This is a genomic window from Desulfosporosinus burensis (assembly GCF_054657535.1).
In genome coordinates this window covers 518,862-541,587 of the sequence record NZ_BAAHYN010000001.1, presented here as the reverse complement: position 1 = coordinate 541,587, position 22,726 = coordinate 518,862, and the positions used below count along the sequence as shown (strand labels likewise).

The following is a 22,726-nucleotide window of genomic DNA, read 5'->3' as shown; positions in this document are numbered from 1 at the left end:
GAGAATGAGATATGGGACATTTGCTTGAAGTTAACGACTTATGCACCTCCTTCTTTACCTATGCAGGTGAGGTTAAGGCGGTTGATGGTGTAAGCTTCCACTTAGATCAAGGAGAAGCTATCGGTATTGTAGGAGAATCCGGTTGCGGCAAGAGCGTAACAGTCCAGTCTATCATGCGTTTGATTCCTAATCCTCCCGGTAAAATCGTTAGAGGCAGTGTTAACTTTATCGGAGAGGACCTTTTGAAAAAAACTGAAAAACAAATGGAGTCCGTCCGTGGTAAGGATATCAGTATGATTTTCCAAGATCCTATGACCTCCCTCAATCCTGTGCTCACAGTCGGTTTACAACTAACCGAGGTGCTTAAGCGGCATGAAGGATTAACAGGCAAGGCAGCTGCAGATCGAGGAGTTGAACTTTTAAACCTAGTGGGAATTCCGAATCCGGAAAGCCGCTTAAAACAGTATCCTCATCAGTTTTCCGGCGGTATGCGCCAACGGGTCATGATTGCGATCGCCTTGGCTTGTAACCCAAAATTGCTGATTGCAGATGAACCCACGACCGCCCTAGACGTAACAATACAAGCTCAAATTTTGGAGTTAATGCAAGATCTCAAAACTAGAATTAATACCTCGATCATTATGATTACTCATGATTTAGGGGTTGTTGCAGGGCTTTGCAACAGAGTGATCGTCATGTATGGCGGGAAAATTATCGAAAGTGGTAATACGGACGATATATACTATCGTCCAAAACATCCCTATACCTGGGGTCTTTTAAAATCAGTTCCGCGCTTAGATGCGGATAAGAGCGCGAAACTGATTCCTATTCCTGGTACGCCCATAGATCTGCTTGATCCTCCTAAAGGATGTGGGTTTGCGCCGCGTTGCACTCATTGCATGCAAATCTGTATTGAGCAAAAACCGGAATTTACCCAACTTGGCGAAGGTCACCAGGTGGCTTGTTGGCTGCAACATCCTCAAGCTCCCAAGGTAGCTGAGCTGGAAGGGAGAGTATAAGCATGGAAGTACGTGAAGATTATATTTTAGAGGTCAATAATTTAGTTAAACATTTCCCCTTAGGTAGCGGTTTGTTTTCCAAGAAACAACAAGTGGTACAGGCTGTTAACGGAATCAGCTTTAAGGTGAAACGAGGAGAAACTCTGGGTATTGTAGGGGAAAGTGGTTGCGGTAAGTCAACGGCCGGGAGAACGATTATTCGACTTTACGAACCCACTGCTGGTCAGATTATTTTTGAAGGCAAGGATATTACGACAGCCCAAGGAAACGACCTGATGGAGCTACGGCGTAATATGCAAATGATCTTTCAAGATCCTTATGCTTCCTTAAATCCACGGATGACGGTGGGGGATATTGTTGCTGAGGCCATAGATATCCATAGATTGGCCACTGGGCAAAAACGGACCGATCGTATTTTTGAGTTGCTTAAAATCGTTGGGTTAAACCCTGAACATGCTAACCGGTTCCCCCATGAGTTCTCAGGTGGGCAACGGCAGAGGATTGGTATTGCAAGAGCGTTAGCTGTTAATCCCAGTTTGATTATTTGCGATGAACCCATCTCCGCTTTGGATGTATCCATCCAGGCTCAAATTGTTAATATGTTAGAGGAATTACAAGCAAAGCTGGGTCTGACTTATTTGTTTATTGCCCATGATTTATCGATGGTTAAGTATATCTCGCACCGCATTGCGGTCATGTACTTGGGACGGATTGTAGAGCTTACGAGCAGTAACGATCTTTATGCAAATCCAATGCACCCATATACTCAAGGGCTGTTAAGCGCTATTCCTATTCCAGATCCTCACGTAGAAGCTAAAAGACAGCGCATTGTACCCAAAGGGAATGTGCCGAGTCCCATTGATCCACCTTCAGGTTGTTATTTCCGTACTCGATGCCCCCATGCGATGGAGGTTTGTGCCAAGGAAGCACCTGAACTAAAAAATATGGGGAATGAGCACTTCGTTGCCTGTCACATAGTTTAGAAGGTGAATTTCCAGTCATAAAGACGTCTGCTACACTTCCTATAGTGGTAAGTGTAGTTGACGTCTTTTATGGCGCAAGAAAGTAAATATCTGAGTCTACATAAAAAAGAAATACCTGCAAAATCTTTAAATAAGAAAAAGGAATAAGCTAAATAATATGGAATCTAGATTTGATAAAGTAAATTAAGCAGGATAGGGTGTATAGGAGAAATTATGGGAAAGATTATTTGTTTAATAGGCAAAAGTAGTTCAGGTAAGGACACCATTTTTAATGAACTGAAAAAGGATAAAGACCTAAACTTAAAACCCATTATTCCATACACAACAAGACCCAAAAGAAGCAACGAGATTAATGGAGTGCAATATGAATTCATCAATCAAGAAAGCCTAGAAAACTATGATCAAGCAGGATTAATCATAGAAAAAAGGGCTTATAATACAGTGAATGGCCTTTGGGTTTACTGCACGATTGATGATGGTCAAATTCAGTTAGAACGTGATAATTATATCTTAATCGGTACATTAGAGGTCTATAAACATCTCGCTGGATATTTTGGCACTCCCAATGTGGTCCCTATTTATATTAAAGTAGAAGATGAGATTCGCTTAGAAAGGGCAATCCATAGAGAAAAACAACAATTAAAACCTAATTATCAGGAATTATGTAGAAGGTTTTTAGCGGATAGTGTGGATTTCAGTGATGATATGTTAACCCATTACGGAATTACTAATAGTTATGAGAACAAGGACCTAACTGAGTGCTTAACTAAAATAAAACGTGATCTAGAGACCTTGCTGAAATTATAGCGATTGATTGGTTATGGGTATTTTGGGGCTTGTCACCTAGCATTAGGCTAAGGACAAAGAAGGGGTGGAAAAGTTAATTCCAACCCTCAGAATACAACAAAGTCACAACCTAGTTGTGACTTTGATTTTTCTTTATGGTGCGCCCGGCGGGATTTGAACCTGCGACCTCCGGCTTCGGAAACCGTCACTCTATCCACTGAGCTACGAGCGCTTATCAAGAATACTTTATTACTCTACTCAAAAACGAGGGTTTTGTCAAGCATTATCCTGACTGATGGATTGATTCCCACGTCCAATCAGTGATATATTAAAGTATTCAAGAGAGTTGTATATTTGTCTCCTTGCACACTTTGCAGTATAATTCAACGAAGATGAACAAGATAACAAAGATGAACAATGACAATGAAGGTGAACGAGTAGTTGTTGTTTGAATGGGGGACCTAAATGGACTGGAGACGTTTTCGAAACTATTTTACTTGGCAATGGTTAAAGCACTTTATAGGGATCGTCATTGGGGCTTCGATTGTAAGTGTCAGTATTAATACACTGATCATCCCCAATCATATTGCCGATGGTGGGCTTACAGGTATTGCCATAATATTGCATTACTTATTTAATTGGCCTGTTGGTTGGGCAGTCTTTCTGCTAAATCTGCCTTTGTTTATTCTGGGTCTTCATATGGTAGGACGGAGTTTCCTGATTTTCAGTATTGTGGGTGTGGGTATGCTCTCAGCCATGCTTTCCCTTACCACGCACTTACCTGCCTTAACCCATGATACCTTGCTGGCTGCGATATACGGCGGGGTACTGTCCGGCATAGGCATGGGAATTGTCTTCCGTTCTAGAGGTTCGCTGGGTGGTACCGATATTTTGGCAGTCTTGTTTGCTAGGACAACTCCCTTCAGTGTAGGACAAATCTTATTGGGAATCGATGCAGCTATTTTCATTGGAGTCGCTATAATGTTTCGACCGGAGATGGCCATGTATGCCATGCTTTATATGTTTATTGCAACCCGTGTCGTAGATCTTGTCCAAGAAGGCTTGAGCCATTCAAAATCGGTTATGGTGATCACGACCCATCCGCAAAAGATCGCTGAAGAAATTATGGCAAAGCTAGAGCGAGGAGTCACGCTTTTTCAAGCGACTGGAGCATTCTCTGGGGAAGCTAAACAAGTTATTTACTGTGTCATCAACCGAACAGAATTATCTCAGATTAAAGAAATCGTTAATAAGCAAGATCCTCAGGCTTTCGTAGCCATTTCTGAGGTGCCAGAAGTTGTCGGGGAAGGTTTTTCATCATGGAAAGGACATTAGACCAGGATTGGAATGAGGGATTGGACTGTGAAACGGATCAAACGGAGTTCAAAGAGACGATGGAAGATCACCATTTTACTCTTAGTGGCTATCCTTATTATGTTCGCCGTCGGGCCTTTTGCATTTCGTATGGAGCGTTTAAAACAGGCGAAAAGTGATTACAACATTCGTAATGTTCAAGACGAATTACAGTGGTTGGACAAATATGGTGGTCCATTAAATAAGTTAGCACTCATAATAGATACGAAACTATGGTTAGAGCTTAACCTAGGAATCAAGGATGTCGAGCAAAGATTAGCAGCCTATCAAGACGAAAAACATCAGTTGTGGTTAGTTATGTTCAATTTGCATGCAGAAAACCTCACCAAAGCACAAAATCTATTAGAAACAATGAGTTCTTCCCCGCGTAAGCAGCTTGGAAAGGGAGTCCTAGCGCTTGCTAAAGGAGATGCCAAGCAGATTCGAGTAGTTTTAGCTAAGTCAGAAGCCGACTGGCAGTCCATGACTCGTCAAGAACAGTGTCTGAGGCATTTAACCCTGGCTCAAGCGGCTATGCTCCTGGAAGATAATCTGTCAGCCAAAGTGGAGCTCGAAGTTGCTCAGCAATTGGAACCCAGTAACCCGGCCAATTTGTCAGTGGCCTTTGACTTGGCAATAGCTCAAGGTCAAAGAGCAAAAGCTAGAGAACTAAGCCAATTAATCGATACCCAAACCTGGAGACCACAGAATTCATTGTACTTGACAAAAAGGGCTGTGCTGGCAATTCATGAAAATGATACGCTAGGCTTGGCAAATAGTCTTGCCTTATTAAAAGAACTTCCCCAAGGGGATGCCAGTATTAATTATCTGAATGGAATCAACGCTCTAAAGAAAGGACAGTTGCAAGAGGGCAAGATCTTGCTTGAACTTGCCCTAAAAAGTGGACTCGAGGGTCAGGTGCAGGTGGATGCCCAAAAAGCCTTAGAACAGGTTTCCGAGCGACAAAATGCCGATCGAGTCTTACGCTCGTTGTAGCCGAAATCAAAGAATCATGGCTGTCTTATGAGCTAGTGAGTTGGGGCGACGGGTTCTTCTTTCAAATTACTTTCAGGTGGCCAAGTGCTGCTAGCCTTTGAAAGTAATTCACCCACTGAAATTAAGGTAAGGCCTCTATTTTTCAGTTGTTGGATAATTACCGGTAAGGCTTGAACCGTATCAGGCGCCGAGTCAGAAGCATGAAATAAGATAATATCTCCGGCTTTAGCTCCGCTCCCTGCGCGGCTACCATTGAGTACATTATTAATCACAGCATTCGAGCCAGGTCGCTTCCAATCGAGAGAATCAACACTCCACTGGATAACCCGATATCCTAACTGATTGGCCGTAGCAATAACCTTATTATTATAGGCACCGTTCGGAGTGCGGATTAAGCGAATTTTCTGCTGAGTTATTCTTTCGAGGACTTGTTGTGACTTAATGATCTCATTTTCTAGTTCAGCCGTTCCTAAGGTGTCAAGATCGATATGTCGGTTTCCGTGTGAACCGATTTCATGGCCGTCCGCTACCATTCTCATCACCAGTGGTTGATGTTTATCTGCCCAAGGACTAGACAGGAAAAACGTAGCTTTTACACCCTCTTTTTTTAGGATATCCAATATGGGTTCTGCAGTCTTCTCGCCCCAACTGATATCAAAGGTGAGACCGATTGCTGGAGTGTTAACATTGACAGAATAAATAGGTTTTAATTTTCCAGAGAAAACTGATGTCACATTTTCTCTGTAAGAGACCATGACGAATAATAGGATTCCCCAGAGAGCAATATTACGCCAGGATGGACGTTTGAAAATTATAATCCGCATTGGGCACTCCTCCTTCGACTAAAAGATATTCATTCGTTAACAAGTTCATGAGGAGTAAAACAAAAAAACGCCTAAAAAAGGCGTTTAATATTTATTTGATGAGTACTTCATATAATTATCAAAGTCGTAGAAATACCGTTGGAAAAAGCGTTTGCCGAAAATTGAGCCAATCAAATCTAATTTAAACAATAATTTAAGGAAAACGTGTAAGACGATCAAAGTAACAGCGAAGAAAACAATCATTCGAATTAGAAAGAAAGCAATCGCAAAGACAAACGTAAATACCTTACTTAGAACTAGGGCAGAAACATACAGACCTAAAATTAGAATAATGAATTTAAGAGCAAATATCCAATAATTAGAAGATTGAGTCGGACGATAAGTAGTCAAGGTCAAACACCCCCTTCTTATTTCTAGATTATCATAATTCGACTTTTATGTCTAGGTTACAAGCTAGTCCGTCTTAAATTTCTAAATTAGTTGATTTTACCTGGATTCTATGGCCTGACACGTAATTCGAGGATTCTGAAGCAGAAGCATTAATTCTTTTTAAGATATGCCCAATAAATCGACTCGTGCATATGATGGAGCAGACACGGAGGGGATAATATGCATGATGGGGAATTATTTGTTTGGCGGAACCTTATGGAGGATGGAACACAGTGTCTAGGTGAAGAATCGTATCTAAAAGCAGAAACTTACTATATTCAGGGTCTTTTGAAGGCATATCAATTAAGCGTTCCCGAAATTGTTGCCTTTACATTAAGATTATTAGCAACTGTAAGAGTGCGTTTAGGTAATTTAGACTTTGCGGAAGAGGGTTTTAAGGAAGCGCTACGTATTTGTCAAGAAGTAGAGAATGCTAAAGGGATGGCTGAAGCCTGGGCGGGGCTAGCCAGTGTGTCAGTTAAAAAGGGAAAACTCCAGGAAGCAGCCGAAGAATATCGCCAGGCAATCTCGATTTATCCAAGTTCCTCCCCACAGTTAAGGTTAGGCATGCTCTATGCTGATCTTGGCCAAGTTTATTCTGCCCTCGAAGAATTGACCAGAGCCAAGCAGGCGTTTTCACAGGCACAAGAACTCTGTCGTTTGTACGGTTTTCTTAAAGGGGTAGCGGAATTGGATCTTTTGTTAGGCGAGTTGTACTTTCGACAGGGGCAAATAAATGAAGCTCTAGAAACCCTTAAGCACGCCTGTCAGCTATTTGCTAAGCTAGCTGATTTAGTCCCTTTATCAACAACACTTCAATACTTAGCCTTACTTTACTTTGAGCAGAACCAAATGCTCTTAGCTTTTGATTGTCAACAAAGGGCAGTGGCACTTTCTTTAAAGTTTGAAACAAGTGAGGTATTTAGTGAAAGTTGCTATTTCTTAAGTAAAATCGAGCAGTTCTTAGAGAATAATCAAGAAGCCAAATATTATCTAGAATTATCGATCCGGTTTTATCCTAAACAAGATATCGACCTTGCCTTACGGTATCAGAATTTGGCTGGTCTGCTTTTCCTTACCCTGGATTTTACTAAGGCTGAATTATATTATCTACAAGCTTTAAACCTCTTTGAATCATTTGATGATGAGCTTAGAATTAGCGAAGTTCAGAAATCTTTAGCCATTCTCAAAGAAATTCAGGAGCGCAAGGAAGGTCCGCTGAAATTTCAAGACAAGTCTGATGAGGTCTTTCAAGTTCGTAGCGAATTTTCATTAGAAGCATTAGTACACTTGGCAGAGTTTTACGAAAAACGCAGTAATTTTCGTGATGCACTCAATTGCTATTGGAAGGCTCTCGAAAAGGGGCGCGAAGCTGAAGTAGCAACAGATTGGATTGAGTTAAGAGTTCAAAGGGTTTCTAAACGTTTGCGCAGGAAAAAGTAAATGCAAGATATTTCCTCAAATAATGAAAATCTAGCTTTATTAATCATTGTAGTTCAGTTAGAATGAAGTTATAGAATGTCTCTCTGAATAAAGGGAGGGATGGGGGGACTATCATGCGGGAAGAAGATGCAATACTCCTCGAATGCTTGGAAGATGTGTATCATACCTTTGAAAAAGCTTTAAAGAAGGCTCAACTGGTGCGTTCGATCCATGTTCAAAAATTTGAGCGAATGCTTGTTGAATTGCGCAGTGAGCGCAGGGTTTTTGAAGACATTTCTATCCCAGCCCGACTTATTGTAGAACAATTGTTGGAATCCCAATTTAAAGTTGGACAGGTTGCCTTGGAAGCAGAACGATTTAAACAAGGGTTCACAGGGGTATCCTTTGTGAAGGTAGAGGAATTTGGAATAATCTGTGTAAAGCTAGGGGAAGTAGAAATCTCCTGGCGAGATGGCAGCTATGTTTATTACTTTTATCCTGATAAAGTAGAGCTAAGAGCAACCGATGAAAAGTCATCTATTAAGTTGTCTTTTTCGATTGCGTTTAATCGGCAAACTTTGGAGCGGTTTCCGGAAATACTAACCTCACCTAATGTTGTGTATATACATCCCCAGCTTGAAAAATGGATACGGAAGGTGTAACGATGTCAAATCTTTCCCAAGGATTAGTGCAAATATATACTGGCCATGGCAAGGGAAAATCGACGGCTGCTTTTGGATTAGCAATACGCGCAGTGGGGCATGGTTTTCAAGTCTATATTATCCAATTCATGAAAGGTCAGGATAATTATGGAGAATTAGCCGGCTTAAAGCGTTTGAACCCGGAATGTCAACTCGAACACTTTGGAGGGCCTGGATGGGTTCATAAAGGGGAACCACTCAAGGAGAACATCGAGGAAGCGCAAAAGGCCTTCTCCAGAGCGCAGGAGATTATTCTTTCGGGAGAATGGGATATCGTTATATTAGATGAAATTGTTAACGCGGTTTGGTTTGAGTTAATTCCTGAAGAGGATGTTCTAGATTTAATTAATAATAAGCCTTCTCACGTCGAGCTGGTGTTAACGGGTCGAAATGCTTCTCAGACCTTAATCGATCGAGCCGATTTGGTGACGGAAATGGTACAGAAAAAACATCCCTTTGAACAAGGAGTCATGTCACGTCAAGGCATTGAATTCTAAGATGCTCAACGCAAAATTTTGTAGGTCGTCCATGCTGATCCATCAAGGGGGGAGGCATGGACGATTTTAATTTTCTAGCTTGAAGTTTAGCAATACATATATGAAGACAACTGTAAATTTAGTCGCTTAAGATGCCCGTGGGATTCTTTATAAACATTATACACAAATGAAGAGTGACTTAACTTCTTTGAATTGGCATATACATAATTAGACTCGATAGTTTTGCTGGTTGTTAGAGAAGGGAGGGTTACCATGGAAGTCATAAAGTGGTTACGTGAATATCGTGAAGGAGAGGCTGCTCTGGCTTGGAGTGGTACGTTTGCAGATTATTTGCAGATGGTTACAGAAAATACCAATTTAGCGTTGCATGCCCATGCTCGAATCTATGCCATGATAAAAGCGGCCGGGGTTGAGAAAATCGGAGATCAGAAAATATATAAATTTTTTGACAAAGAGTTATTCGGGATGGATAAAACCTTGGAACGCCTTATTGAAGAGTATTTTCACAGTGCTGCCAAACGATTAGATGTCCGTAAACGTATATTACTGTTGATGGGACCAGTGAGTGGCGGTAAATCAACCATCGTAAGCCTTCTGAAGAGAGGGCTTGAAGATTTCACGAGAACCGATGAAGGAGCGGTCTATGCTATTGAAGGGTGCCCCATGCACGAGGACCCTCTGCATCTCTTACCAGTCTCCTTACGTTCTCAATTTGAGGAAAGGTATAATATTCGTATCGAAGGAAATCTTTGCCCAGTATGTCGTTTAAGACTAGATGAGGAATTTAGCGGTGAGGTTGAGTCTTTCCCCATTAAAAGAATCCTCTTTTCAGAAGAGCAACGGGTTGGAGTCGGTACGTTTACTCCCTCGGACCCTAAATCTCAAGATATTGCTGATTTAACGGGAAGTATTGATTTTTCCTCAATTACAGAATATGGATCCGAGTCTGATCCACGTGCCTATCGTTTCGATGGTGAACTTAATAAGGCCAACAGAGGTTTAATGGAATTCCAAGAAATGTTAAAATCGGATGAAAAGTTTCTCTGGAATCTTCTAAGTCTTTCACAGGAAGGAAATTTCAAAGCTGGCCGCTTTGCACTCATCTCCGCTGACGAGCTGGTCATTGCTCATACGAATGAAAATGAATATCATGCCTTTATCGGCAACAAGAAAAACGAAGCTCTTCAATCTAGAATTATTGTCATGCATATTCCTTATAATCTCCGCGTTAGTGATGAAGTTAAAATATACAACAAGTTAATCAGTCAAAGCGATATTCGAAATGTGCATTTGGCACCTCATAGCCTTTGGGCGACCTCAGTATTCAGCGTGCTCTCGCGCATGAAACCATCGAAAAAACAAGGCATGGATCTTGTGAAAAAGATGAGAATCTATGACGGGGAAGACGTGGAAGGGTTTAACCAGAAAGATATTAAGGAGTTAGCAATGGAAGGAGAAGAACAAGGAGAAGGTATGAGTGGAGTAGATCCGCGTTACGTAATTAACCGCATTTCTACGGCTTTGATTCGAGATGAACATGCATGTATCAACGCGTTGGATATTTTAAAGGCCTTGAAAGACGGCCTCTCTCAGCATACTTCTATTATGAAAGAGGAAAAAGAAAATCTTCTCAATCTTATCTCGGTGGCTCGCCGTGAATATGACGAAATGGCTAAGAAAGAAGTTCAGAAAGCGTTTGTCTATGCCTACGAGGAATCTGCCAAATCACTATTAAGTAATTATCTCGATAACGTTGAGGCGTTTTGCAATTCCACAAAACTATATGACTCCATCACGGGTGAAGAATTAGCGCCTGATGAACAACTCATGCGCAGTATCGAGGAACAAATTGGTGTTTCAGATAATGCTAAAAAGACATTCCGTGAGGAAATTCTTATTCGGATTTCAATGTATGCACGAAAAGGAAAAACCTTTAGCTACGAGTCTCATGAGCGTTTGAAAGAAGCGATCGAAAAGAAATTGTTTGCTGATTTAAAGGATATTGTAAAAATTACTACCTCTGTAGCCCATCCAGATCAGGAGCAATTGAGACGTATTAACAATGTCATGGATCGTCTTGTAAAAGAGCATGGCTACTGTCCAATCTGTGCCAATGAGATTGTTAAGTATGTTGGGGCCCTCCTTAACCGTTAAAGAGGAAGGGGGATTAGTGTGTCTGACGAGATTATCGTGAGTCGTGATGACTGGAGCTTACATCGTAAAGGACATCTTGACCAAACAAGGCACAAAGAAAAAGTCGAAGAAATTATTAAGCAACAACTGGGCGATTTAATAGTCGATGAAAGTATTATCTTATCTGATGGCAAAAAGAACACCAAGATCCCTATGCGTTCTCTGGAAGAATTTCGTTTTCGCTATGATTTCAATAAAAAAAATCATACCGGACAGGGAACTAAAAAGATGGTTCCGGGAGAAATCTTAGGTCGAGATCAAGGAGACGGTAAAGGCGGAGCAGGGAGTGGGGCAGGTGAAGCACCTGGCCAAGATATCTATGAAGCTGAAGTTTCTTACGAGGATTTAGCTAGTATTCTCTTTGAAGAATTAAAACTACCAAATTTAGATGATAAGAAAAAACCCCTTATTGCCCATGACCGTCCGGAATTTAATGACGTTCGAAAAAAAGGGTTAATGGCTAATGTGGATAAGAAACGCACCTTACTGGAAAGTATTAAGAGGCAAGCCTTTGCAAAGAAGGAAAAGAAGTCAAAATTACGAATTTCTCCCGAAGACTTGCGCTTTAAAACCTGGGAGACTCGTCCGAATTTCGAGACAAATGCAGTGATTTTAGCAATGATGGATACCTCAGGTTCGATGGGGCAATTCGAAAAGTATATTTCCCGAACATTTTTCTTTTGGATGGTCCGTTTCCTGCGTCTTAAGTACGAAAACGTGGAAATTCGGTTTTTAGCTCATCATACTGAGGCTAAGGAAGTTACCGAGGAAGAATTCTTCACCCGTGGGGAAAGTGGAGGAACTCGCTGTTCATCCGTTTATAAATATGCTTTGGATTTAGTGGAAAAGGACTATCCTCCAGCTCACTTCAATATTTACCCAGTTCATTTTACGGATGGGGATAATATCGGTTCTGATAATACAAGAGCCTTGTCTCTCATGAAACAATTGGTTGAAATAAGCCAAATTGTAGGCTATGGAGAGATCTTAAGAACTCACTACTCCAGTACTTTAATGTCAACATTAAAACGTATTTCCGATCCCAAACTTCGTCTAGTAACGATCAGGGATCGAACTGAGGTATATGAAGCACTAAAAACTGTTTTTTCTTAATATCTTGTACCCCGCCGACATGACTTCGATAGTTCTCTTAAACGCTCAAACGTGGTATCGCTAGGAGGGTAGTCATGGACAGTGAGAAGCGATCCTTAAGTACGATAGCGCAAGAAATCGCTCACGTGGCCCGTGGCATGGGACTCAAATTCTGTCCTGTGAACTTTGAAATTGTTCCAGCCGAAGCATTATATTCGTTCGGAGCTTATGGAATGCCGGTGCGTTTTACACACTGGAGCTTTGGCAAAGCTTTCCACCGTATGAAGTTACAATATGATTTGAATTTGAGCAGGATTTATGAACTTGTGATTAACACAAATCCTGCCTATGCATTTTTGTTAGAAGGAAATCGATTAATTCAAAATAAACTTGTGATTGGGCATGTTTATGCCCATGTTGATTTTTTTAATAACAATCGTTATTTTTCGCGGACTCCAAAGGATATGGTTGAACGGATGGGGGCTCATGCAGAAAAAATTCGAGATTATGAAATTCGATATGGGAGAGACCGGGTTGAAAAAATCTTAGATGCAGTGCTTGCTATTCAAGAACATGTGGATTTTCGATCGCATATTAGTCCCAAAAGCCATAAAATCGAAAATAAATCAGGAAATCAGCAGGACAATTGTCGAAAGAAAGCTGTCAACAGGAGATCTCAACCGTATGAAGATCTTTGGGAAGACAAACAAAAGGACAATTTAGAATTAGTGACTCCACCAGAGTTTGAGGATCTTTTACTCTATTTAATTCGATTTGCACCTGGACTTAATGAATGGCAAAGAGATATTGTCAGTATCGTTCGTGAGGAGTCATTATATTTCTATCCCCAAATTGAGACGAAGATTATCAATGAAGGCTGGGCGACCTTTTGGCATGCCAGAATTATGCGCGAACTAGATCTTAGCGATGCGGAGTCGCTTGACTTTGCAATAATGCATAGTCAAGTCGTCCAGCCTTCACGCTTAGGGCTAAATCCATATTATCTGGGCGTGAAAATATGGGAATATCTTGCTAAGGTTAAACCCCTTGATTATTTATGGGAGCTTCGTGAAACTGAAAATGACCTTTCGTTTATCCGCAATCACCTTACTCTCGAGTTAGTAGAGGAGCTAAATCTTTTCAATTTCCGCAAAATCGGAGCGCATTGGCAGGTTACAGACAATAAATGGGAGAAAGTGCGAGACAACCTTGTGCAACAATTGGTTAATGGGGGTAATCCACGGATTGTGGTGCTCGGAGGGGATCATGATGGTAAAGGAGGACTATCGCTTAAACATCGTCACGAAGGATTAGATCTTGATATCGTCTATTTAGAAAAAACCCTAGCTCTTGTACAATTTCTTTGGGGGAAGCCAGTCGTTCTTGAAACGGTGGTCGATACTAAAAAGGTTCTTTTTGAATGTGCTAATGGGCTTGTAAGCCGACGACAGACAACGAACGGTTGAGAAATAACCCCTCAGTTGATTAATACGCTTTATGCAAAGCAGATGCTAGAAAATTGCATCTGCTTTGCATATAATTAAAGGAATATCACATTAGAAGGTAGAATATATATAAATAAGTCGACGCAAAGCTTAAAATGACAAATGTAAATACGACAAAGATAATGGGGAAAGCAGGTAGACCATGCACGGGCTTGATCTGAATTTTATAGACATAATCTATCACTATCGCTATGTTGGCTTATTCATCTTGCTAACGTTTGGTATGATAGGGGTTCCTGTCCCCGATGAATTTCTAATGACCTTCAGTGGTTTTCAAACCTCAGTGGGTCATATGGCTTTTGGAAAAACCCTTGTAATTGCCACTCTTGGCAGTTTCTTAGGTATGAATCTTAGCTATTGGATTGGCAGGCGTTTAGGAATCCCGTTCTTGCATAAGATTGCCCCTTATCTTCATCTCAATGAAAAAAGGATTGCCCAAGCTGAACATTGGTTTCAGCGGTATGGTGATAGCTTGATTGTGATAGGATATTTTTTTCCTGGATTTCGTCATTTTACAGCCTACTTTTCTGGTATGAGTGAACTTCATTATGGACGATATGCTGCATTAGCTGGGACAGGCGCCTTTCTTTGGTCGTTAACATTCATTACCCTTGGTAGAATTCTTGGTGAGCATTGGCGGAAAATTACGTTCGTCATGCATGGTTACTTGGCCCGGGGCGCAATTGTGCTTGCCATTATTGTTTTCTTGATCTATCTCTATAATATGAGGCGAGGTCGAATAAGTAAGGATGAATGAAATTAGGGAAAATTTATCCACAGTGGTATAATACATAAGAAAAAACCCAATCATAAAGGAGGCCACTTAGGTGACAAATGAAACTTCTCAAGATCATGAACTTAAGCAAAACCCAATCGTAACCATCGAAATGGAAAACAGTAACCTTATTAAACTTGAACTTTATCCTTCGATAGCGCCTGAAACTGTTCAGAATTTTGTTACGCTTGTTTCTCAAGGCTTTTACGATGGTCTAATTTTCCACAGAATTATTCCAGGCTTCATGATTCAAGGCGGGGATCCTGATGGGACAGGCATGGGTGGAAGTAAACAAACAGTCCGTGGCGAGTTTTCTGGTAATGGGTTTAAAAATGATTTAAAACATGACCGTGGAGTTATCTCTATGGCTCGGACATCAGCCCCTAATTCTGCCAGTTCTCAATTTTTTATTGTGGTCAAGGCCTCAACCCACTTAGATGGGCAGTATGCATCCTTTGGAAAGGTCATCGAAGGTATGGAGGAAGTCGATCGAATTGTCAGTGTACCGAAAGATCGTGGAGATAAACCGTTAGAAGATCAAAGAATGAAGAAAGTAACTCTTCAACTATAGGTGTCCGATTTAACTGACATTTAAAATTATCTATCTTTGAAGAGGAGGGCTATGCCCTCTTCTTCTTTACACTTATTTAGTAAATATACTAAGGCTTCTTTGGTTGGAGGGGGTAGCATGTTAGATTTAATGCGTTTATTCAGTCAAGTAGTAGAGGAACAGAGTTTTACAGTAGTTGCGCGGAAATTGGGAATCAGTCAACCTGCAGTCTCGAATCAAATCCGCGCATTTGAGGAGAAATTAGGGGTGAAATTGCTATATCGTAAAGGAAAGGGTTTTGCCTTAACCTCGGAGGGTGAGACTGTTTATCGGCATACTTTGCAAATGCTGGATGAATGGTCAGAACTAATGGGAGAAATCGGGGGATCAGAAAGAGTCATGAATGGGAAAGTTCATATTGGCGCTTCGCACATCCCTGGTGAATACTTACTTCCTGCATACTTAGCCTCTTTTCGGAACTTGTATCCAGAGATTAAATTTAAATTATCCATAGGGGACAGTCTGGAGATGGCCGAAAAAGTTCTAACTCATGAGGTGGATTTTGCCGTTGTGGGAGCGGTTTTTGATACTGAAAAACTAACCTCTGATTTTTGGCTTAAGGATGAACTAGCTTGTGTATTTTCTTATGACCATGTCTTAAATTTATCTCAAAGCATTGAACTTAGCCAACTTAAAAACTATCCCATGATCATACGTGAGTCCGGGTCCGGACATCGGAGAGCTTTCGAGGAAGCACTTATGAGAAGTGGTTTTGATTTGAATGATTTTAATATCGTGTTAGAAGTTGGAAGTACAGAAGCTGTAAAAAATGCTGTTCGTTCTGGCATTGGCTTCTCGTTTTTGTCAAAGCATGCTTTAGAGTCTGGTGAGAAACAAGGTCTAGTCTGGATGAACGTTCATAATTTTAACCTAGAGCGCGGTTTCTACCTTTTAACCCGTCGTACTAAACAGTTAACGGTTATTGCAGAAGAGTTTTATCGGTATCTGACTAGCCAGAAGTCGGAGGTCGGAGGCCAGTAGTCAGAGGTCAGACCCCTTCGACAGTTAAGACTAAATTCCTCGACTGTCTTATGGCATAATGACGTTGACAGTAAAGTTTGGTAACTAGTTAATAAAGGAGAGGCATTCTTGAAATGGTTTATAAGTGACTTTAATTGTCGGGCATGGCGTATGATCAAAGGTTACCAGCTAGAAAACGCTCCAGGGGTTACGCTGATTTATGGGCCACGAGGGATCGGTAAATCGGCTTTGTTACGCTATCTGTATCAAAAAATTGAGTTGAAGCATGAAAGCCAAATGACGGATGCCTTATCTTTTGCACGCCAGTATGCGTATGCAGCTCATGAGAATAAGTTCAACCTATTTCGTCAACGCTACCGTACAGCAGAGCTCCTTTTAATAGACGATCTTCAATCTTTAACAGGGAAGTCCAAGTCGATCGAGGAACTCCACTATACCTATGAACACGTCATTGGTAATGGAGGAAAGATGGTGGTCTCAGTTGAAGCGGAATTACTAAATCTAGAGTTTCTGGGGGAGAGGCTGGCCTCGCGGTTTTTAAGTGGAGTCGTTATCCCCGTGCATCGACCTTTAAACCATGAATTAGAGCTTTTCCTGATGGATTATATTCACGCTAAGCGCCTTTATCTGGATAATTCAGTGGTGAGTGTAATCTCTGAGTGTACAGATAATTTAGCGGATGCAATCAGCACAATAACCCAATTTATTCAATTCGCTGAAGTCTGTCAGGATGAGCTGAGCCTCTCTTGTTTTCAGGCTTATTGGGAAAAGCAAATTAGCGACCGAAATTCAGTCGCTGATCCAATCAATATTATGCGCGTTGTAAGTAAGACCATGGGTATTTCCTTGGAAGAGTTGCAGAGTCCAGATCGGAAACAACAGGTGAATGAGGCTAGACAAATGGCAATTTACGCCATTCGGACACTCTGTAAGCTTTCTTATCCTGCCTTAGGGAGTTATTTTAACCGTAATCATAATACCATGATAACCTCCTTTAATAAAATGCATGAAAAGCTGGCTAAAGACGAAGAATTAAACAAAAAATATCAATCTATTATCAACACTTTTAAAGCAAAATTAATTAGTGATTAAAGCATGAAACCGGTCTATTTTCCTACGAATAAGATGAGTATAAACAGAGTAAAAAGTCATAGATTGCAAGATAATGATAAGGGGTGATCCGATGGCAGGTAATATACAACGGATAGCAGTGCTGACCAGTGGTGGAGATGCTCCCGGAATGAACGCAGCCCTACGCGCAGTGGTTCGGAAAGGAATTTACCACGGTTTAAATGTTTTCGGGATAAACCGTGGTTATGAGGGACTTATCCATGGAGAAATTCAAGAAATGACCATAGGTTCAGTAGCGGATATTGTGCTTCGCGGCGGAACTATCTTGAAAACGGCACGATCCGAAGAAATGCGGACAGTTGAAGGGCAACAAAAGGCCATCGACCAGTTACATAAGTTACAGATTGACGCTTTGGTAGTGATTGGCGGAGATGGGTCGTTTCGTGGAGCACAGACGTTAGCGGCTAAGGGATTTCAGGTCGTGGGGATTCCAGGGACTATCGATAATGATATCGCTGGAACGGATTTGACGATAGGATTTGATACCGCCATTAACACGGTAGTCGACGCAGTTAGCAAGATCAGGGATACAGCGTCCTCCCACGAGCGCACCTTCATAGTAGAGGTTATGGGTCGGGATTGCGGAAATATTGCCCTGCAGGCCGGTATCGCCTGTGGAGCAGAATCAATTCTTGTGCCTGAAATCCCCTACGATTTGGATGAGATTAGTGAAAAATTAAAGCGTGGTCATCAACGTGGGAAAAATCATAGTATTATTTTAGTGTCTGAAGGAGTGGGAAGTGCCTACAAAATTGGAGAAGAATTACGGGAACGTTCTGGATTTGAGACGAGAATTACTGTTTTAGGCCATTTACAACGCGGTGGAAATCCAAGCGCTCTAGATGCAGTGATTGCAGCAGCCATGGGCGGAAAAGCGATTGAGATTATTGTGGCCGGAGAGTCTAATCGGATGACTGCATATGTCAATCAGAGGGTGGTCTCTAGTCCCATTGATGCCGCTTATGGAACACGGAGCCCCTTTAACAGAGACCTATATGACTTGGCCAATGAGCTTTCGATTTAGCAATTATGGTCAATCAAATAAGAGAATGGGGTTGAATCATGGTAGATCAAGTACGACCTGGAATTGTGCTCGATTATACGGGGATGATGCAAAGTTCACAAAATTTGAAGGGGTTTTCAAATTCAGAACTGAAGGACCTCCAAGCTGTTTTAGATGCCGCCCAGACCTCACTTGACAAACGGAGAGAAGCTGGGGAACTTGATTTTTCGAGGCTTTTACCCTCCATGAAAAGCCAACTTACTGAGATCATAGAGTATGCAAACCAGGCAGCCTTGAAATTTGAAAATTTTGTTGTCTTGGGAATTGGTGGATCTGCACTCGGGCCGATGGCTGTTCACCAAGCCCTTAACCATTATTATTATAACGAACTTCCTCCAGAAGGCCGTGGTCACCGTCCACGCCTTTATGTGGTGGACAACATTGACCCAGTGCGTTTTCATGAATTGTTACATATACTCGATCCAAGTAAAACTCTTTTTAATGTCATTAGTAAATCAGGCAACACCTCAGAAACTATGGCTCAATTCATGATCATTCGGGACATTTTGCGTCGGGAATGTGGAGATCACTATGCCAAACATATTGTCGTAACCACAGATAAAGAAAAAGGAAATCTTTTGCCGATTGCCCTCAAAGAAGGATTTCAGCGTTTTGTGATTCCCTCTGCTATTGGAGGGCGTTTCTCAGAACTGACGCCCGTAGGATTACTTGCGGCTGCTATCTGTGGAATTGATGTTAACCAGCTTCTCGAAGGCGCTTTAGAAATGGATCAGAGGATTCGAGAAACGAAGGGGGTATTTTCCAATCCTGCTCAATTGCGTTCAGCACTTGCTCTTTTGTCATGGCGAAAAGGCAAAAACATCACTGTCTTGATGCCCTATGCTGACGGCCTTAAAAACATAGCAGATTGGTATGCTCAATTATGGGCAGAAAGCTTAGGAAAACGTCTGGATCGACAGGGAAGCGTAGTTCAGCTCGGACAAACACCCGTTAAGGCCCTGGGAGCCACCGATCAACATTCTCAAGTTCAGTTATATGTCGAGGGTCCTGATGATAAGACTATCGCGTTTGTGACAGTTGAGAAATTCAGGGAAGACCAAAAGATCCCATCAGACATTGGAGAGTTGCCCGAGGATATTCAATTTTTAGGGGGTCGTACTTTAGCAGAGTTGTTGATTGCAGAACAGAAAGCTACGGAGTACGCTCTAACCATTGCGGGGCGACAACATCAGAAGATAGTACTTCCCAGCTTGGATGCCTTTCATGTCGGACAATTGTTGCTTATGCTGGAGTGGGAGACCGCTTATATGGGAGAGCTTTTGAATATAAACGCTTTTGATCAGCCAGGAGTTGAGGAAGGGAAAATTGGGACGTATGCCTTAATGGGACGCAAGGGATATGAGGCAAGGAAACAGGAAATTGAGGAATATGGTAATACGCGGTATCTACTGCCGGAGTAAGATCATTTATCTTTACAGGAGAATTTTACATATGAAATTTATTTGCGCTCTGATCGTTGTTAACAATATGCATGTTGCAAGACGTTTTTACGAGCAGGTACTTAATCAGAAAGTAAAATATGACTTTGGTGAAAATGTGATGTACGAAGGGGGTTTTTCTATACAACTAAAATCACATTTTGCAAATATGATTACCATTAATTCAGAGAATATTGCTGCAAAATCAAATAATTTCGAGTTGTATTTTGAAGAAGAAGACATTTACAGTTTGATAGAGAGACTAAAGAATACTATTGAAATACAATATATTCATGAATTGCTAGAACACCCATGGGGCCAAAAGGTTATTAGATTTTATGACCCGGATATGCACATCATAGAAGTTGGGGAAAGTATGGAAAGTGTAGTAAAACGATTTTTAAGTCAAGGCTTAACGGTTGAAGAAACAGCAATGCGTACTCAGCACCCAATTGAATTTGTCAGACAATGTTTATAGTAAGGTTAGTTAATATATTTTTTATTTTAAAGAGAAAAAGGGAGATTAAAAATGACTTTCATTTTAATAGTTCATGATGAGATTGCTAAAGATCATATTGGAGAATATGAATTTGATACCTTGAAAGAAGCTAAGGAATTTGCGCTTGATCTAATTACTATTGATGAGAGAAACGAAAAAAACTATAGTTATTTGTTAATGGATAGGGAAAATAATAATTATAAGATACGAGAATAGTTGGATAGATTGGAACGCGAAGAGTTTTTGAAGGAGAAAGGGAAAGGGAAAGGGAAAGGGAATAACTCAAGCCTGACCCCAAGATCCCAAGATCAACTAAAGATCAACTATGGTCAATTGTGGTTAGCGAATAGGACTGCAAATTTACGATCTAGCATTCCTGTTGTTAAATAAACCCCCATGAAGACGAGTGATCCACCCATGACTTGTGTTCCTGTAATTTGTTCTCCCAGAATCCCGCTAATAATTGCGGTAAAAACGGGGATCAAATTTAGAAAGATTCCTGCCTGGCTGATTCCAATTGCTCTAACGGACATATTCCAGAAAACAAACGAAAAAACTGAAGGAAATATTGCCATATATAGAATCCCCGTCACAGCTAAGGGGCCAATTTCTTTCACATTGATCCCCTGCGCAATAGCAAAAGGGGCAATTATTAACGTCGCAAACAAAGCTGATACAGCTGTAGCGGTGATAGGGGGAACAGTCGTAAGTCGCCTTCCAACGATGGAGTATAGGGTCCAGATCACAACAGCCGCTAACATGAGTATATCTCCCTTGTTATACTCCCTTTGGAATATTTGGCCAATATTCCCTTGTGTTATGATCACGAAAGTTCCTATCAGAGAAAGAACAATTCCTGACGTTTGAATCCGTGAGATTTTCTCTCGAAGCAAAAAGACAGAAAACAGGACGATGACTGCAGGGTTTATGGCGCTAACCAACGCGGCATTCGTTGATGAGGTATACTCTAGTGCCGAATATAGAAACATGTTGTAACCGATGACTCCCAGTAATCCCATACTAACTAACGAAAGCCAGGCCTGTTTTACGATCTGCCATTTCGGCTTTTCCAGAAAGTAAGCGATCGGAAACAAGAAAAATAAGGCTAACAGCCAACGAGAGAAGGTAGTCCAGAGCGGTGTTATGTCCGCAATTACATACTTTCCAAACACATAGTTCCCTGCCCAAAATAAATTGGTTGCCACAAGTAACAGCCAAGCTCGATATTTACTCATCTTTTCTCCCAACTTTTCAATAAGATTCTTTTATAAATCCATCCATAGTTTATCTCAAGATACGAAAGGGATAAACGACTAGTTAAGATAAACTTAGTTAAACATCAAGCCAAGTTGATTTTCAGAGATCAGCTTGGCTTTGCTTTTCGTCAGTTATGAATGTCAATTTATTTCTGACTAAAGAAATAATAGCAATTTCCTCTCGGATATCAATGAGGTGTTTAGCCATAAGACTTCTAGCTCTATCTGGGTTGTTAGAAGAAATGGCAATATAAATATCTTTATGTTCATTCAGTGTTTCTTCAAAACGATTAGGTTGAGAGAATCTGTAGCAGCGTGTTGCTCTGATCGTACCTTTCATGCGATTTACTAGAACCTTCATTAAATCAAAAAGGATAGGACTATTTGCTGCTTGAGCTACAGAATAATGGAAATTAACGTCGGCAGATAGACCGGATTCTTCGTCAAATTCTGATTTTGCCATGTCATCCAAATGTTGACGGATTCGGGTAAGATTAAAGGATGAAGCGCGAACGGCTGCCAGTGCTGCGCATTCAGATTCAATAAGCCTGCGCACTTCCAGCATTTCATAAACCATACTATCTTCGGCTTTAATAATCGCTGCAGATAAATCGTTAATCAGGGTTTTTGTTTCAATCTGCCGGATAAAGCTTCCTTCAGAAGATTTAATTTCAATGATTCCGCTTATTTCCAAGGCCATTAGGGCTTCGCGAATGGAAGTACGGCTAACTTGAAAGCGTTTTGCTAAGACTCGCTCGGGAGGGAGTTTTTGGCCGGCCTTCAATTCACCGTTAATAATAGAATCTCTGATACTTTCAAAAACAACTTGATAGATTTTTTGTGTCTTGATTGGTTCAACCACTAAGCCAAGTCCGTTTTCATTTATGGACATGAGCAGTCTTGATTCCGGTCCAACCAATGCTTCGGAATGATCAATAATTCCCATATACCCATCCTCCTAATGAAATTTTATCATGATTTAAACGTTATGACAACAAAAAAGGGCTAAAGTGATGTATAACAATGATATTTTTTTATCTGTTTTGTAAAATAGGAGAAGGAGTTTTGTCGAAAATCGCGAATAACTAATAACAGGGTTGGACCGCTAAGAATTTTGTTCAGAGGTTAGATGAACAAATGGTCCAACCAAACAACTATTTTAGGAGAGTTTT

Annotated in this window: 23 protein-coding genes and 1 tRNA gene; 19 read left to right on the top strand and 5 right to left on the bottom strand. The window is 41.0% G+C overall.

Annotated features, from left to right (window positions below):
- Window positions 1-11 precede the first annotated feature (11 nt).
- The 3 genes from ACYQ3Q_RS02865 to ACYQ3Q_RS02855 all read left to right on the top strand — a co-directional run bounded on the left by ACYQ3Q_RS02865 (window position 12) and on the right by ACYQ3Q_RS02855 (window position 2,809).
- The gene (locus tag ACYQ3Q_RS02865; protein WP_459927148.1) at window positions 12-1,019 is read left to right on the top strand and encodes an ABC transporter ATP-binding protein; all 1,008 of its coding nucleotides are present in this window, start codon (window positions 12-14) and stop codon (window positions 1,017-1,019) included.
- Window positions 1,020-1,021: 2 nt separating this feature from the next.
- Complete coding sequence (locus ACYQ3Q_RS02860; RefSeq protein ID WP_459927147.1) at window positions 1,022-2,002, top strand: ABC transporter ATP-binding protein; 981 nt, start codon at window positions 1,022-1,024, stop codon at window positions 2,000-2,002.
- 213 nt (window positions 2,003-2,215) lie between these two features.
- Complete coding sequence (locus ACYQ3Q_RS02855) at window positions 2,216-2,809, top strand: nucleoside/nucleotide kinase family protein (protein ID WP_459927146.1); 594 nt, start codon at window positions 2,216-2,218, stop codon at window positions 2,807-2,809.
- A gap of 135 nt (window positions 2,810-2,944) precedes the next feature.
- On the opposite strand, the gene ACYQ3Q_RS02850 is transcribed toward ACYQ3Q_RS02855, so the two are convergent.
- A tRNA-Arg gene (locus tag ACYQ3Q_RS02850) sits at window positions 2,945-3,020 on the bottom strand.
- 233 nt (window positions 3,021-3,253) lie between these two features.
- Here ACYQ3Q_RS02850 and ACYQ3Q_RS02845 point away from each other — a divergent pair.
- The gene (locus ACYQ3Q_RS02845) at window positions 3,254-4,123 is read left to right on the top strand and encodes a YitT family protein (protein WP_459927145.1); all 870 of its coding nucleotides are present in this window, start codon (window positions 3,254-3,256) and stop codon (window positions 4,121-4,123) included.
- A 27-nt stretch (window positions 4,124-4,150) separates the two neighbouring features.
- Window positions 4,151-5,137, top strand: a complete 987-nt coding sequence (locus tag ACYQ3Q_RS02840; protein WP_459927144.1) for a hypothetical protein — start codon at window positions 4,151-4,153, stop codon at window positions 5,135-5,137.
- Between the two features lie 32 nt (window positions 5,138-5,169).
- On the opposite strand, the gene ACYQ3Q_RS02835 is transcribed toward ACYQ3Q_RS02840, so the two are convergent.
- Complete coding sequence (locus ACYQ3Q_RS02835; protein ID WP_459927143.1) at window positions 5,170-5,961, bottom strand: polysaccharide deacetylase family protein; 792 nt, start codon at window positions 5,959-5,961, stop codon at window positions 5,170-5,172.
- An 84-nt stretch (window positions 5,962-6,045) separates the two neighbouring features.
- Window positions 6,046-6,351, bottom strand: a complete 306-nt coding sequence (locus ACYQ3Q_RS02830) for a hypothetical protein (RefSeq protein ID WP_459927142.1) — start codon at window positions 6,349-6,351, stop codon at window positions 6,046-6,048.
- 219 nt (window positions 6,352-6,570) lie between these two features.
- Between ACYQ3Q_RS02830 and ACYQ3Q_RS02825 the strand changes: the two genes are divergently transcribed.
- The 14 genes from ACYQ3Q_RS02825 (at window position 6,571) to ACYQ3Q_RS02760 (ending at window position 20,514) form a co-directional block, all read left to right on the top strand.
- Window positions 6,571-7,833 carry a tetratricopeptide repeat protein gene (locus ACYQ3Q_RS02825; RefSeq protein ID WP_459927141.1) on the top strand — a complete coding sequence of 421 codons (1,263 nt, stop codon included), beginning with the start codon at window positions 6,571-6,573 and terminating at the stop codon, window positions 7,831-7,833.
- A 113-nt stretch (window positions 7,834-7,946) separates the two neighbouring features.
- Window positions 7,947-8,474, top strand: coding sequence for a hypothetical protein (locus tag ACYQ3Q_RS02820; protein ID WP_459927140.1), 528 nt, complete (start codon window positions 7,947-7,949; stop codon window positions 8,472-8,474).
- Between the two features lie 2 nt (window positions 8,475-8,476).
- On the top strand, window positions 8,477-9,010 hold the full coding sequence (gene cobO / locus ACYQ3Q_RS02815) for a cob(I)yrinic acid a,c-diamide adenosyltransferase (protein WP_459927139.1): 534 nt from the start codon (window positions 8,477-8,479) through the stop codon (window positions 9,008-9,010).
- 252 nt (window positions 9,011-9,262) lie between these two features.
- A complete protein-coding gene (locus ACYQ3Q_RS02810; protein ID WP_459927138.1) occupies window positions 9,263-11,164 on the top strand; it encodes a PrkA family serine protein kinase in 1,902 nt (633 codons plus the stop codon).
- A gap of 18 nt (window positions 11,165-11,182) precedes the next feature.
- Entirely contained in the window at window positions 11,183-12,316 is a 1,134-nt protein-coding gene (yhbH, locus tag ACYQ3Q_RS02805) for a sporulation protein YhbH (RefSeq protein WP_459927137.1), read from the top strand.
- Between the two features lie 74 nt (window positions 12,317-12,390).
- Window positions 12,391-13,761 carry a SpoVR family protein gene (locus tag ACYQ3Q_RS02800; RefSeq protein WP_459927136.1) on the top strand — a complete coding sequence of 457 codons (1,371 nt, stop codon included), beginning with the start codon at window positions 12,391-12,393 and terminating at the stop codon, window positions 13,759-13,761.
- 181 nt (window positions 13,762-13,942) lie between these two features.
- Window positions 13,943-14,557 (top strand): DedA family protein, encoded by a 615-nt coding sequence (locus ACYQ3Q_RS02795; RefSeq protein ID WP_459927135.1) that lies wholly within the window; start codon window positions 13,943-13,945, stop codon window positions 14,555-14,557.
- A 70-nt stretch (window positions 14,558-14,627) separates the two neighbouring features.
- A complete protein-coding gene (locus tag ACYQ3Q_RS02790; RefSeq protein WP_459927134.1) occupies window positions 14,628-15,146 on the top strand; it encodes a peptidylprolyl isomerase in 519 nt (172 codons plus the stop codon).
- A gap of 117 nt (window positions 15,147-15,263) precedes the next feature.
- Window positions 15,264-16,166, top strand: coding sequence for a selenium metabolism-associated LysR family transcriptional regulator (locus ACYQ3Q_RS02785; RefSeq protein WP_459927133.1), 903 nt, complete (start codon window positions 15,264-15,266; stop codon window positions 16,164-16,166).
- A gap of 108 nt (window positions 16,167-16,274) precedes the next feature.
- Window positions 16,275-17,258, top strand: a complete 984-nt coding sequence (locus ACYQ3Q_RS02780) for a DnaA/Hda family protein (protein WP_459927132.1) — start codon at window positions 16,275-16,277, stop codon at window positions 17,256-17,258.
- Window positions 17,259-17,349: 91 nt separating this feature from the next.
- Entirely contained in the window at window positions 17,350-18,321 is a 972-nt protein-coding gene (gene pfkA / locus ACYQ3Q_RS02775; RefSeq protein WP_459927131.1) for a 6-phosphofructokinase, read from the top strand.
- Window positions 18,322-18,359: 38 nt separating this feature from the next.
- Window positions 18,360-19,781 carry a glucose-6-phosphate isomerase gene (locus ACYQ3Q_RS02770; protein ID WP_459927130.1) on the top strand — a complete coding sequence of 474 codons (1,422 nt, stop codon included), beginning with the start codon at window positions 18,360-18,362 and terminating at the stop codon, window positions 19,779-19,781.
- Between the two features lie 31 nt (window positions 19,782-19,812).
- Window positions 19,813-20,277, top strand: coding sequence for a VOC family protein (locus ACYQ3Q_RS02765; RefSeq protein WP_459927129.1), 465 nt, complete (start codon window positions 19,813-19,815; stop codon window positions 20,275-20,277).
- A gap of 51 nt (window positions 20,278-20,328) precedes the next feature.
- Window positions 20,329-20,514, top strand: a complete 186-nt coding sequence (locus ACYQ3Q_RS02760; RefSeq protein ID WP_459927128.1) for a hypothetical protein — start codon at window positions 20,329-20,331, stop codon at window positions 20,512-20,514.
- A gap of 113 nt (window positions 20,515-20,627) precedes the next feature.
- Here ACYQ3Q_RS02760 and ACYQ3Q_RS02755 read toward each other — a convergent pair whose 3' ends face one another.
- Together ACYQ3Q_RS02755 and ACYQ3Q_RS02750 are read right to left on the bottom strand one after the other, a co-directional pair.
- A complete protein-coding gene (locus ACYQ3Q_RS02755) occupies window positions 20,628-21,533 on the bottom strand; it encodes a DMT family transporter (RefSeq protein ID WP_459927127.1) in 906 nt (301 codons plus the stop codon).
- A gap of 121 nt (window positions 21,534-21,654) precedes the next feature.
- Window positions 21,655-22,500: a FadR/GntR family transcriptional regulator gene (locus ACYQ3Q_RS02750; protein ID WP_459927126.1), complete on the bottom strand. Its 846-nt coding sequence runs from the start codon at window positions 22,498-22,500 to the stop codon at window positions 21,655-21,657.
- Between the last annotated feature and the right edge of the window lie 226 nt (window positions 22,501-22,726).